Source organism: Pyxidicoccus fallax (assembly GCF_012933655.1).
In the GTDB taxonomy this organism is placed as follows: Bacteria; Myxococcota; Myxococcia; order Myxococcales; family Myxococcaceae; genus Myxococcus; species Myxococcus fallax.
On the sequence record NZ_JABBJJ010000356.1, the window covers coordinates 1 to 12455 of the forward strand.

Below are 12455 nucleotides of genomic sequence, written 5' to 3' on the forward strand. Positions count from 1 at the left end.
GCCACCATCCCCGCCACCAGCCCTGTCCAACTCATGTGGTCTTCCTTTCCTGACGCGGCTTTGCGGCCTGCCAACGAGACGCGCGTCGCGATCATTCCCCTTGCCATGCAGGGGGGGTGGTTTGACAGACGGGGCGACAAGTCCTAGATCCCCGCGGCGTCGGGCCGGGCCGGACTGTTCATGACCCGTCAGCATTCGCCGAAAGAGTCCAGGCGATTACGTGCTCTTGGGTAGGAATAGTCGACCCATTGCGTCACCCGGAGTGAATCACTACTTTGCGCGGCCGTTGCGCGCCACTCCGGTCTTACCGTCGAAGTGACGGTCTGTCGTCCGGTAGCACTGCTCGTTCACAGCGCTCGGGGGGGAATCAGCTCAGAGGGAGGGCTCCATGAAGCCGTGTCCAGCCGATCTGCCGCAAACCATCAACCCCGAGGCCGGGCCGAAGCGTGCCGGCGTCGAGACGCATCGCAACCTGAACTGCCACCACTATGACAACTGTCTGGACGAGGCCGTCCGGCGGGGTTGGCAGTCCTTCACGTGCATGAAGTGCCCCATGTACCAGCACGTGGCGCCGCCCCAGATGGGGCTCGAAGCCTACGCCACGCAGCGCCGTCCGGTTTGACGAAACACCCTCGTTTCGCGAGTCCCGGGGCCGCCCCTGGTCGTGCACAGGGGCGCCGCGTCCTCGTCGTCAGGGGATGGCGGCGTAGATGACGGCCACCCAGTACTGCTTCTGGCCGAAGCGCTTCGAGTCCCCGCGGACCACGCCCACGCCCACGTGGTTGTTGGTGGCGTCCGCGAGGCTGCGCGAGTCGGGCAGGGCGGTGGGGTCCGAGACGATGAAGAAGTCCACCGCCGCCGTTCCCGCGTCCGGCAGGGCCTGGAACACGCGGTCGTGCAGGGGCGCCTCGCCAGGCTGCGCCGAGGGCTGGTCCAGCTCCAGCGCGCGCCGGGCATGTGCGCGGGCCAGGGACTCCAGCGCGGGGCTGCGCTTGAGCGGCGGCAGCTTGCGCGTCGCGCGCAGCCGGGCGAGCGCGTCGTAGGCCTCCTGCTGCGGGTCCTCCGGGAGCTGGGCGGCGGGTGAGGCGGCGGTGAAGACCTCGGTGAGGACGGCCTCGTCGCGCCCGTCCACCTTCTGGAAGGTGACGCCCACGCCCATGAAGCGGAAGCCCGGATCCAACAGGTTGCGGCGGTGGCCGGGGCTGTGCTCGATGCCGAAGTGCGCCGCCAGCGGCCCGGGCGCGAGGCCCAGGTTCTCTCCGGCGCGCACGTAGCGGGCATCCGCCGGCAGCCGGCGCGTCAGCGTGGAGCCGTCCGGCGCCACGTGGGCGAAGAAGTTCTCCGCGGACATGCGGTCGCTGTAGTCCTGCGCGACGCGCTCCAGCACCGGCTCCGGCGTCAGCTCCGGCAGGCGGTGCGCCCGGCGGAGCGCGTTGATGCGCTCGTACACGGCCCGCCGCGCCTCGGGCAGGGTGGTGGGCTCGGCGAGCTGCGCGCTCTTGTCCCGCCGCTCGGCCGAGCCGTGCTGGGCGAGGAAGATGGCGGCCACCTCCGGGCCCGCCGAGGCCCGGCCCACGACCTCCACCGTGTAGGTGCCGGGCCTGGCGAACTCCAGGCGGGTGCAGAAGCCGGCGCCGCCGTTGTTCCGGCGCGTGAGGGGCACCCGGTCCACCTCGCCATCCGGGCGGGTGACGTAGACCTCCGGCTGGCGCAGCGGGGCCACGAGGTTGCCGCAGAGCGTTCCCGAGGCATTCTCGCCGCCCGCGAACACGCGCGGGAAGGGCTGCAGCTCCGCCTTGCGGTCCGACAGCAGCAGGAGCAGCGCGGCGCGCTCGTCCTTCAGGGCCACGCCCACGCCGAAGTGGGAGGCGCGCTCCGCGTTGAAGTCCGTGCGCGCGAGGAAGGTCTCGATGGCGTGCGGGTGCGTCCACGCGCGGATGACGAGGACGCGAGGCGACGGGTCCGCGCCCCCCGCGTCGCTGACGGCCTGCGTGAGGGTGAGGAGGTCCGGCGCGCCGGTGGTGTACTCGGTGAGGGCCTCGCGGGCGAGCCGTCGCGCCGCCTCGGTGAGCGTGGCGTCCCGCGCGGGCGCGCGCCGGCCCACCCGCTCGAACTCGCGCACCACGTGCTGGCCGGCCTGCTGCTCCATGTCCTTCGCGGAGAGCGGCGTCGCGGCGAGGAGGGCGCCGAGCGCGACCAGGGCAATCATCGGCGCCCCATCCGGAAGGTGAGGGTCGTCACGCTGCCAGGGCCGAGCCGCTCGTTGAGCCGCTCGCACAGCGAGGCCGCCTCGGCCTCCAGGGACCGCGCCCACTGCTCCTCGGACACCGTCACCACCAGCGTGGTGCCCTGCAGGGCGAAGGGGGTCGTGTGGCGTGCGAGGTGAGGACCCACCACCGCGGCCCACACGGGCGCCAGCGCCTGACCCCGGCCGGACTCCTCAGCGAGGCGGGCCAGGACACGGGGAAGGAGGCTTTCGAGGGACTTGAACTCGCCGCGCGCCATCGCGGGCGATCATGAGACGCCGCCCACCGAAAGCCAACCGTCCATTGCGCGGCGGGCGGGCAGGCGGGCCATGCGGGTGTCGGGCGCGTGGCGGACGGTGCGGGAGACCGTCGCGCACCGGGCGGCCAGCCTGTAAGGTCGAGGACGGTCCCCGGAGCCGCACCCATGAGCCCCTCCCCCCGATTCCTCCCGCTGGCCGGCCTGGCATGCGCGCTGCTGCTCCTGGCCGGCTGCGCGTCGGACGCGGAGGACACGCCCGGCCTTCCCCCGGCCCCCGGTCCCCAGTTCGACTGCGCGGTGGACCAGGACTGCCCGGACCTGGACCTCTTCTTCTGCGACACCTCCGTCTCGCGCTGCACGCCCGGGTGTCGGATGCCGGTGCACTGCGGCGCGCCCCGGCGTGGCGCCTACGCGCTGCCCGAGTGTGACAACTCGCCCCTGGGCTGCCAGTGCGACATGAACCGGTGCGTGCCCGCCGTGTGCGCGTCGGACGAGGACTGCGCCGAGGGCCGCGCGTGCCGCGACGGGGCCTGCGTGGCGCCTCCAGCCGCCGCGACGGCCGCGTCGTGCGAGGTGACGCCGGACTTCGTCGTGGGCCGCGTGGGCACCCCGGTGACCTTCACCGTGTGGGCGCGGGATGGCGCGGGCGCGCCGGTGGTGCCGCGCTCCGGCGTGACGTGGCGCACGCGCGCGGCGTCGGTGACGGGGGAGGGTACGGGCTCCAGCGCCGCCTTCGTGCTGGCCGAGCCCGGCGGGGAGCAGGACGCGGTGGAGGCCCTCGTGGGCAACGTCAGCTGCCGCGCTCGCGTCCTCGTGCTGCCGGCCACCGTGCCGGCGGGCGGCGTGCGCGTGCTGGTGGTGGACGAGCTGACGGGACGTCCGGTGCCGCTGGCCACGGTGGCGGTGTCCAACGACGTGGGCGCGCTGACGGCCAGCGGGGTGACGGGGCCGGAGGGCGCCGCGTGGGTGCCCGCCACCGGAGAGGTGGGTCTGTCCGTCTTCCACCCGGGCTACGGCTATCTCACGCTGGCGCGCCACGACGCGACGGCCTCGCGGGACGTGCGGCTGGCGGTGCGCCGCAATCCGCTGGACCGCTTCGGGGGCGTGCGCGGCACCTTCGTTGGCCCCGACGTCCCGCCGGTGGTGCCCACGCCCGCGCTGCGAATGGGACTTGCGGGCCTGTCGGTGCCGGGCCTGCCGTCGGACGTGTCGCCGGAGGCGCTGCTGGGGCCGGAGCGCGAGGTGGAGGTGGGGTTGGGCAACAGCCGCCGTCCCCTGTCGCTGCCCGCCGGCGCGTCGCTGTGGGGGGCCGGCACGTTGCCCCCGGAGGTGTCCGTCCCCGGCGTGGCGGGCCTCTGTGACGCGTCGCTGGACGGCGTGCCGGACGCGGAGGCGGCCGTGCGCGCGGGCGCGTGTGGCATCCGCGCCGCCTGGGCGCTGCAGGGTGAGCTGCCGCTGAGCGAGCTGCCCCTCAACGCGCTGGAGCCTGGGGCGGACCCGCTGCTGCTGCTGGGCCAGCTGCTGACGGGGTCGCCGCGCTTCACCTCGACGGTGCGGCGCGACACGCGCTTCACGCTCGAGCCCACGCCCGGCATCGACACCGGGGCGCCGGACCTGGGCGCGGTGATGTACCCGCACGCCGTCTCCTTCGCGCAGGGAGGTGTGCGGCTGGCCTTCCCCTTCACCGTGCGCGTGCCGGCGCTGCCGCGCTACCGCGGCGAATACCTGGACCGGGCCTACGTGCTGGCCGCCGTGTCCGCGCCCGGCCGGGGCCTCGTGCCGCTGGGCCTGGGCGCCGCGACGAACACCGCCCCCGCGGACCCCAACACGGATCGGGACGAGCGGCTGTCCACCCCCGGCCTGGTGCTGGTGCGCATGGCCCCCGCGCATGGTGGCCTGGAGGGCCAGCCATACCGGCTCGTGGTGGCGGCGACCTCGGGCCTCGCGCGCGAGGACGTGTCCGCGGCCACCGTCACCACCTCCCTGCTGGTGGACCTGCCCGGCCCGGACTTCGACCCCAGCGGCCTGCGCCCCGTGTCGACGCGCACGGGCTTCCTCGGCCTGCCCGAGGACTCCGGCTACAACTTCGAGGCCGTCGCCTCGGAAGAGCTGGAGGGACGGCAGTTCCGCGCAGACGTGGACGACGCGGCCTCGCTGGTGCGCGTCATCTTCACCAACCGGTCCAGCCGCCGGTGGACGGTGCTGGCCGAGCCGGACCGCGCCCGCGCCGGTTTCCGCGTGCCCCGTGCGCCCCCCGGCTTCGAGGACCGGACCTTCTTCGGTGACCTCCAGGGCTCACGCGCCAGCCTGCGCGTGGAGGCGCTGCGGGTGGGCGGCCCCGCCGAGCGAGACAGGCTGGGCCCGGCGTCCCTCGTCTCCGCCGACGGCCCCGGGCTGGAGCGGGTGGGGGACCTGACGCTCGCGACGGCCACGCTGGACATGGGACGCCCGGAGGTGGGCTGGCTCTTCCCGGAGCTGGAGGGACAGCGCCTCGTCCGGGGCAGCGCGGTGCGCGTGCGCGTCACCGGCCTGAGCGTGGGCTCCGGGGACATGGAGGCCCAGGTGCGCCTGACGCTGCGCGGGGGCATTGGCTGCGAGGGCACCGTGCTGCTGGAGGACGAGGCCGTGTCCCAGGGCCGGGGCGAGGTGGAGTTCCTGCTCCCGGCCTCCTGCCGTGGCACGGGCGTGACGCTGGTGGCCGAGCTGGCCGACTCCGATGGAGACCCCCTTCGCCCCCCCGTCTCCGCCACGCGCGGCGTGGATATCCCCTGACGGGGTAGGTCGTGGTAGGTCCCCACCCGGACCGCCGGCCCTGACTCGCTTTCTTGATTTCCAGGGTGGTAGCGTTGATTTCCCGAGGAGGCAGGGTTGCAGAAGGAGACGGTCGTCACGGTCATCTCGAAGATCTCCGACCGGCCGGTCAACCTCGACGCGGCGCTGGTGGTGATCTACGGCCTGGACCTGGGTCGGAAGTTCGACCTCACGCGCGAGGAGACGCTCATCGGGCGCTCGTCGAAGGCGGACATCCAGATCGACCAGGAGTCGGTGAGCCGCAACCACGCGAGCATCTCCAACACGCGTGAGGGCGTGCGGGTGCGGGACCTGGGCTCCACCAACGGCACGTTCATCAACGACGAGCTGGTGGAGGGCACGCTCACGCTGCGCAACGGCGACCTGGTGAAGATTGGGCGGACCATCTTCAAGTTCATCGCCGGCGGCAACATCGAGGCGGCGTACCACGACGAGATCTACCGGCTGACCACGATGGACGGCCTGACGCAGATCTACAACCGCCGCTACTTCGACGAGCAGCTGGATCGGGAAATCTCGCGCAGCCGCCGGTACGAGCGCGTGCTGTCGCTGGTGCTGCTGGACATCGACCACTTCAAGCAGGTGAACGACACGTACGGGCACCTGGCGGGGGACTCGGTGCTGAAGCAGCTGGCGTCCACGGTGCGCACGAAGATCCGCCGCGAGGACGTGTTCGCGCGCTACGGCGGCGAGGAGTTCGCCATCCTCCTGCCGGAGGTGTCGCTGGGCGGGACGCGGCAGCTCGCGGAGAAGGTGCGGCGGCTGGTGGAGAAGCAGCGCTTCGAGTTCGACAAGCAGTCCATCCCCGTCACCGTGTCGGTGGGCATCGCCACGCTGGAGCCGCAGCACCGCGAGCCCGGGGACCTGATTCGCGCGGCCGACGAGAAGCTCTACGAGGCCAAGTCCGCCGGCCGCAACCGCGTGGAGGGCTGAGCGCGCCCAGGGCCGCCTCCGCGCCTCATGGGCACGGAGGCGAGCCGGGCCCTCAGCCGGTGAAGACGGAGCGGCGCTCGCGCAGCAGCGACTGGACCATTCCCTGGATGGACTCGCGGGTGCGCTCGGTGAGGCGCTGCACCTCGCCCAGGTCGTCCGCCGCCTCCGGGCTGAGGCCGTCCATGGCGATGGGCTCGCCGAAGCGCACGCTCCACTTGGCGGGCAGCGGCAGGGGCCCCAGCGGGGTGAGCGGCACGTAGGGCAGGCCCAGGAAGGACGCGGGGAGGCGGCCCAGCAGCGGAGACGTCTCCTCGCCGCCGACGATGGCCACCGGGACGATGGGCGCGCCGGTGCGCAGCGCCAGCTTCACGAAGCCGCCGCGCCCGAAGCGCTTCAGCCGGTAGCGCTCCGCGAAGGGCTTGCTCAGCGCCTGGTAGCCCTCGGGGAAGACCACCAGCGGGCGCTGCTCGTCCAGCAGCCGCAGCGCGTTCTCCGGGCAGGCGCGCACCGCGCCCAGGCGGTTGAAGAGGGTGCCCAGCACCGGCGCGTGGAAGACCTGGTCCTCCACCAGCCACCGGGGCTCGCGCAGGTCGGGGCGCTCGCGGGTGATGACCAGCGACATCACCAGTCCGTCATAGGGCAGGGCGCCCGAGTGGTTGGCCACCAGGATGGCCGCGCCCTGCGGGACATGGTCGGCGCCCTGCACGGACACGCGCCAGTATTGCGAGTAGAGGAACTCGAGCACCGGGTCCAGGCGCTCCACCAGCGACGGGTCCTTGCCGTACTCGTCGATGTGGGCGCCGCCGCCCGTGCCCAGCCCGGCGCGCATCGCCTGCATCAGCCCGTTCATCGCGCCCATGGCCCGGCCCAGGCCCTCGCTGGCCAGCGCCTGTCCGGCGATGTCCCGGGCCAGCGACAGCATCCCCGCGGCGCGCTGCGCGAGGGGACGCGGCGCCTCGGGCTCGCGCAGCTGCTCCGTGAAGAAGGGCTCGCGCGGACGCTCGGTCTCGCCCACGGGCGGCACCAGCGACAGCCCGCCGCGCTGGGCTCGCGGGAGCTCGTCCCTCGTGGCGTCCGGCACCTCGACCTCCGCCTCCAGCGCGGAGGTGTCCCCGGTCTCCAATGCCTCCTCGGGCGCCGTCACGGACAGCGTCACGGACAGCTCCAGTCCGGAGGTATCGCTGAGGGAGCCCGGCGCGTCGTCGTCCTCGTCGTCCTCGCGCTCGTCGTCCTCGCCGGGGCCGAAGCCTCCCTCGGCCTCCGCCTCCAGGTCGAACGTGTCCTGGAAGCCCTCCGTGTCCTCCTCGTCCTCGGCCGAGTTGGCGGCGCGCTCCTCCTGGTCCCCGTCCTCGTCGGGGGGCACCTGGGCCGGCGGGGTGGTGGCGTGACGGTCCAGCACCTCGGCGACGGCCACCACGGCGGCGGCCTCGGCCACCTGCGCGGCCACCTGGGAGGCCAGCTCGCGCTCGCGCTCCGGGTTCTGCGTAGGCGGGCTGTGGTCCAGGACCTCTTCCACCGCGGCCTCGGCTATCTCGGTGGCCATCTCCGTGGCCATCAGCCGGTCCACGTCCTGCTCCTCGCCGTGCCGGCGCTCCAGCGCCTCGTCCACGGCGACCTTCGCGGTGGCCTCGGCGACCTCGGCGGCCAGTGCCTCCGCGAGCGCGTGGTCCACCTCGCGCTGCTTCGGGGTGCGCGCGCCCATCTCGTCCGACACCACCGGCTTGCGAGGCGGCGGCGGCGGGCGCGGGGCCACGGGCGCGGCGGGCTCGCGCAGGGGCAGCACCGGGTCCTCGTCCACCGATTCGGTGGGTTGGGCCGTGTGCGGGGCGGGGGGGGCGGCGTCGTGCTGACGCTCGGCGGCCCTGGCGCCGCGGGTGCTGTCCGGGGCCCCGGTCGTCTCCACCGCCTCGTGAGTCGCGGCCTGCTTGTGGGCTCCGGCCTTCGCCGCTCCGCTCGGCTTCGCTTCGGCGGCCACCTGGGATGCGGGCGTCTTGTGGCCCTCCGCCTTCGGTGCCCGGGTGGCTTCCCCACCTTCCGCCGCATGGGACGCGGTGGCCTTCCGGCCTCCCGCCTTCGCGGCCGTGGCCGTCTTCACCTCGGCCGCCTCGTGGGGCGCGGCCGCCTTGCGACTCCCGCCGGACGAGGCCACGGCCTTCGCGGACGCGGACTTCTTCGCGGACGCGGAGGGCGCCTTGCCGTTACCGGACTTGGCGCGCGCGGGCTGCTTCGCTGGAGCCGCGGCCTTCTTCGCGGCCTCCTTGCGCGCGGGCTTCGCGTCCGCCGGCGACTCCTTCGCGCCACCGCCGTCACGGGACGCGGCGCCGCGCTGGAACGGATCGTTTCCGAGGACACCCTTGGCCATGACTAGCTCCTCTTCAGCGCCGCGGCGGCGTCACGGACGTGATGGTAGGGAATGAAGCCGAGCGCGGACTCGGCGCGCTCGCCGTCCGCGACCCACGAGTAATGGATGTAGTCGAGGAGGGCCACGGGCAACGTGCCCGCTCCCACCACGTCCAGCGTGTGCAGCGCGGCCCGGAACAAAGGCCCTGGCAGGGGGAGCGGCCGGGCTCCCGCTTGCTGGATGAGGCCGGACAGTGGCAGCACGCCCCGGCCCACGATGTTGAACTCGCCGGACGCGTCCGCCCGCAGGGCGAGGTGCAGCGCCCGCGCGGCGTCCTCCTCGTGCAGCGCCTGCCACAGCGGGTCGTACCCCAGCAGCGTGGGCACCACGCCGCGCTTCAACAGGCGCGTGGCGGGGTTGTCCACCGAGGGGCCGAGCACCGGCGCGAAGCGCAGCACCAACACGCGCTGGTCCGGGTGGCGCTCGCGGAAGGCGCGCACCTGGCCCTCCACCTCCACCTTGTCGGTGACGAAGCGGCTGTGCGGGCAGCCCTGCAGCGCCGCGTCCTCGCGCAAGAGCGCCGGGTTGTTGCCGCGCGCGCCGTACACGGCCGTCATGGAGGGCACCACCAGCCGCGGCAGCCGCGCCCGGCCGGCCGCGGTCAGCACGTTCATGGTGCCGATGACCTCCAGCTCGTGCGCCAGCGAGCCGTTGCGGATGGGGCCGAAGAGAAAGGCCAGGTGGTAGAGCGCATCCACCGGGCGCTCGGTCAAAGCGTCCGTCAGTTCACCTTCCGCGTCGTAGCGCGTGAGGTCCACCCGGTGGTACTCGACCTTGGCACCCTCTGGACGTGCCACGTCGAGTACCAGGATGCTCTCCACCGCTGGATCCCTCTCCAGTCGGTGTAGCAGCAGCTTCCCGTAGTCCCCGCTCGCGCCGGTGACCGCGACGCGCAGCCGCTCCTTGCCTGGTCGTGACACGTCCATTCGCGCTGTCGGGTGTTAGCCCAGACGCCCGGGAATGTCAGCCGCGAGCCGCTCTGTCGTGCTGGACAACGTTGTCCGGGTGGCGGAGGGTGAACGATCGCCATGGCCCGCATCGCCCGTCTCAGTGACGTCCTCATCAACAAGATCGCCGCCGGCGAGGTGGTGGAGCGCCCCGCGTCGGTGGTGAAGGAGCTGGTGGAGAACTCGCTGGACGCGGGCGCCAGCACCATCCGCGTGGAGCTGCAGGGCGGGGGCGTGGACCGCATCGTCGTCTCCGACGACGGGCACGGCATGGGGCGGCTGGACGCGGTGAACTGTCTGGAGCGTCACGCCACCAGCAAGCTGCGCGAGCTGGACGACCTGTTCCACATCTCCTCCATGGGCTTCCGGGGCGAGGCGATTCCGGCCATCGCCTCCGTCTCGCGCTTCACGCTCCACACGGCGGAGGCCGGCGCGGACGTGGGCACGCGGGTGACGGTGGAGGGCGGAGGCCCCCCGGTGGTGGAGGACGCGGAGCCGCGCACCGGCACGGTCATCACCGTGGAGGACCTCTTCTTCAACGTGCCCGCGCGCCGCAAGTTCCTGCGCCGGGGGGAGACGGAGCTGAAGCACGCGGAGGAGGCCGTGGTGCGCCTGGCGCTGGCGTACCCGGAGGTGGGCTTCTTCGCCACCAACGAGGGCAACACGCTCTTCTCCAGCGCGGCCTGCCCGGAGGACCCGCGCGAGCGCATCTCCGCGGCGCTGGGCCCCGCCGCGCACCCGCACCTGTTCCCCGTGGAGGAGCGGCGGCTGGGCATCACCATCACCGGCTACGCCGCCTCGCCCGAGTTCACCTTCAACAACGCGCGCGGCCTCTACACGTACGTCAACCGGCGCTACGTGAGGGACCGCGGCCTCATCGGCACCATCCAGCGCGCGTACCAGGACTTCCTCGCGGCGGGCCGCCAGCCGGTGGTGGTGCTCCACATCGACGTGGACCCGCGCGCGGTGGACGTCAACGTGCACCCGCAGAAGCTGGAGGTGCGCTTCGCCGACGCGCGCGGCGTGCAGGAGGCGCTGACGGCCGCGCTGACCCGCATGCTGCGCGCCGCCCCCTGGCTGGGCGCCGCGGCGGAGGGCAATGCCCCGCAGGCCGGCCAGCCGCGCGAGGCCGCCCACTACGCGCTCGCCGTGGAGCGCTTCCTCACCCGCGCCCAGGAGGCGACGTGGGGCGCGCCGCTGCCCACCGCCATGGATGCTCCGGGCGCCGGCCGCGCGCCCCAGGGGCCCGCGCCCACGGGAGCGCTGCCCACGGGCAAGCCGGGGGCGCTGGCGTACGCGCCCAGCACCCCGGGGCAGGCGCCCGCCTTCGGGCAGGCCCAGCCGCAGCTCAACGAGGCCCCGCCGCCGGGGTACTTCGCGGCGCTTCGGCCCATGGGCCTTTTGGGCGGCCGCTTCCACGTCTGTGAGGGGCCGGGCGGCACGCTGGTGGTGCTGGACCCGCATGCGGCGCTGGAGCGGGCGCGGCTGACGGCCTACCTGCGCGCCCTGGACGACGGGAAGGGGCCTCCGGCGCCGTCGCTGTTCGGCACCACGCTGGAGCTGCCGCTGGCGGCGGCGAAGGCGCTGGTGGAGGGGCGCGAGGCGCTGCTGAAGCTGGGCTTCGACGTGGAGCCCTTCGGCGGCACCACACTGGCGCTGAAGACGGTGCCTCCCGGGCTGGAGGGCGTGGATGGGCGCTCGCTGCTGGAGGCGCTGGCGCGCGCGCTGCCGCCAAAGGGGGCCACGCTGGACGCGGTGTCCCTGGCGGAGGCGGTGCGGGTGATGGCCTGCCATGCCGCGCGCCGCGCCGGTGCCTCGCCCCTCACGGACGCGCAGCTGCGCGCGCTGCTGGGCGAGCTGGACCGAGCGGACTTCCATCCCACCTGCATCCACGGGACGGTGGTGGTGCTGGAGATGCCGCTGCTGGAGCTGGAGCGCCGCGCGCGCTGAGCCTCGGCCCTCCGGAAAATTGACGCGTGGGAGCCCCCTGCTACGGTGCGCCACACGCCTGTAGCACCGGGCGGAACCCTGCAAGGACTTCGCGACGGGCACCCACGGCAACGTACAGGAGCGGGCACATGCGCGGTGTGATCACCCTGCGGGACGTGGTGGCCAATCTCGGCGTCGTCCTTCGCGAGTTCGGCGTGCTGTGTGTCCTGCACTGCCTGCTCGCGTCGCTCCGCCGCCGGCAGACCACCTTCCTGGAAATCGCGCTGCGTCCCAAGCGCCCCTGACGGAAAAAGCCGCCTTGATGCTCCGCCGCTTCCTGCCGCTCTTCGCCCTCTTCGCCGCCGCTCCCGCCTTCGCCCAGGAGGCCCCGGAGGAGGAGGCGCAAGAGGAAGTCCCCACCTCGCTCAACGGAGTGGGGCGCATCTCCATTCAGGGCGGCTGGCGCGTGACGTCCAACGAGACGCTCTACAAGTCCTGGTACGGCCGCCCCGCGAACAGGGAACTGCAGCGCGCCCGGAGCGTCACCGGCGGGCCGCTCCTGGTGGGCTCCTTCGCCTTCGCCATCTCGGACATGGTGGAGCTGGGCATCGACCTGTTCGGCACCAACGGGCGCCTCTACCTCCGCGAGCCCGACGGCGGCGAGCGCCGCATCAACCTCCTCAGCTACGGCGCCCTGGTGGGGCTGCGCTTCCAGACGGTGCTGCCCGAGGTGGGGCCGTACGGGCTCGTTCCCTTCGTGGGCATCCTCACGGGGCCCGCGCTCGCCTCCTCGAAGCGGCAGGGAGAGGACGTGCAGGAGAGCACCTCCCAGGCCTGGGCGGGCTCCCTGGGCTTCCACTGGCGCCTGTCACCCCGTTGGGGCCTCACGGCCGAGTACCGCCTGGCCTTCCTGCGAGGCCCCGTGTGCC

The 12455-nt window shown here is 73.4% G+C and carries 10 protein-coding genes; 6 read left to right on the forward strand and 4 right to left on the reverse strand.

Annotation, left to right across the window (positions count from 1 at the left end; translation table 11 throughout):
* Positions 1-388: 388 nt before the first annotated feature.
* The gene (locus HG543_RS44295; RefSeq protein WP_164001952.1) at positions 389-622 is read left to right on the forward strand and encodes a hypothetical protein; all 234 of its coding nucleotides are present in this window, start codon (positions 389-391) and stop codon (positions 620-622) included.
* Between the two features lie 69 nt (positions 623-691).
* On the opposite strand, the gene HG543_RS44300 is transcribed toward HG543_RS44295, so the two are convergent.
* Both HG543_RS44300 and HG543_RS44305 read right to left on the reverse strand, forming a co-directional pair.
* On the reverse strand, positions 692-2209 hold the full coding sequence (locus tag HG543_RS44300; protein ID WP_169350996.1) for a CAP domain-containing protein: 1518 nt from the start codon (positions 2207-2209) through the stop codon (positions 692-694).
* Positions 2206-2505 (reverse strand): DciA family protein, encoded by a 300-nt coding sequence (locus HG543_RS44305; RefSeq protein WP_169350997.1) that lies wholly within the window; start codon positions 2503-2505, stop codon positions 2206-2208. The genes HG543_RS44300 and HG543_RS44305 overlap by 4 nt, the downstream gene beginning before the upstream one ends.
* Positions 2506-2670: 165 nt before the next feature.
* Here HG543_RS44305 and HG543_RS44310 point away from each other — a divergent pair, with 165 nt between their 5' ends.
* Together HG543_RS44310 and HG543_RS44315 are read left to right on the forward strand one after the other, a co-directional pair.
* Positions 2671-5277, forward strand: coding sequence for a carboxypeptidase-like regulatory domain-containing protein (locus HG543_RS44310; RefSeq protein WP_169350998.1), 2607 nt, complete (start codon positions 2671-2673; stop codon positions 5275-5277).
* Positions 5278-5373: 96 nt separating this feature from the next.
* Positions 5374-6249, forward strand: coding sequence for a GGDEF domain-containing protein (locus HG543_RS44315; protein WP_169350999.1), 876 nt, complete (start codon positions 5374-5376; stop codon positions 6247-6249).
* A 52-nt stretch (positions 6250-6301) separates the two neighbouring features.
* Here HG543_RS44315 and HG543_RS44320 read toward each other — a convergent pair whose 3' ends face one another.
* Positions 6302-8611: a 1-acyl-sn-glycerol-3-phosphate acyltransferase gene (locus HG543_RS44320; RefSeq protein WP_169351000.1), complete on the reverse strand. Its 2310-nt coding sequence runs from the start codon at positions 8609-8611 to the stop codon at positions 6302-6304.
* Between the two features lie 2 nt (positions 8612-8613).
* Positions 8614-9576, reverse strand: a complete 963-nt coding sequence (locus tag HG543_RS44325) for an SDR family oxidoreductase (protein WP_169351001.1) — start codon at positions 9574-9576, stop codon at positions 8614-8616.
* A 102-nt stretch (positions 9577-9678) separates the two neighbouring features.
* On the opposite strand from HG543_RS44325, the gene mutL reads away from it, so the two are divergent.
* The 3 genes from mutL to HG543_RS44340 all read left to right on the forward strand — a co-directional run.
* Positions 9679-11547, forward strand: a complete 1869-nt coding sequence (mutL, locus tag HG543_RS44330; RefSeq protein ID WP_169351002.1) for a DNA mismatch repair endonuclease MutL — start codon at positions 9679-9681, stop codon at positions 11545-11547.
* 128 nt (positions 11548-11675) lie between these two features.
* Positions 11676-11831, forward strand: coding sequence for a hypothetical protein (locus HG543_RS44335; protein ID WP_169351003.1), 156 nt, complete (start codon positions 11676-11678; stop codon positions 11829-11831).
* A 17-nt stretch (positions 11832-11848) separates the two neighbouring features.
* Positions 11849-12455, forward strand: a 607-nt coding sequence (locus tag HG543_RS44340; RefSeq protein ID WP_169351004.1) for a putative outer membrane beta-barrel protein, incomplete at its 3' end; no start/stop codon positions are given.

Excerpts from the sequence above, each read along its gene's own strand:
- HG543_RS44310 (WP_169350998.1), top strand. The coding sequence starts at position 2,671 with ATGAGCCCCTCCCCCCGATTCCTCCCGCTGGCCGGCCTGGCATGCGCG.
- HG543_RS44305 (WP_169350997.1), bottom strand. The coding sequence starts at position 2,505 with ATGGCGCGCGGCGAGTTCAAGTCCCTCGAAAGCCTCCTTCCCCGTGTC.
- HG543_RS44325 (WP_169351001.1), bottom strand. The coding sequence starts at position 9,576 with ATGGACGTGTCACGACCAGGCAAGGAGCGGCTGCGCGTCGCGGTCACC.
- HG543_RS44320 (WP_169351000.1), bottom strand. The coding sequence starts at position 8,611 with ATGGCCAAGGGTGTCCTCGGAAACGATCCGTTCCAGCGCGGCGCCGCG.
- HG543_RS44300 (WP_169350996.1), bottom strand. The coding sequence starts at position 2,209 with ATGATTGCCCTGGTCGCGCTCGGCGCCCTCCTCGCCGCGACGCCGCTC.
- mutL (WP_169351002.1), top strand. The coding sequence starts at position 9,679 with ATGGCCCGCATCGCCCGTCTCAGTGACGTCCTCATCAACAAGATCGCC.
- HG543_RS44295 (WP_164001952.1), top strand. The coding sequence starts at position 389 with ATGAAGCCGTGTCCAGCCGATCTGCCGCAAACCATCAACCCCGAGGCC.
- HG543_RS44335 (WP_169351003.1), top strand. The coding sequence starts at position 11,676 with ATGCGCGGTGTGATCACCCTGCGGGACGTGGTGGCCAATCTCGGCGTC.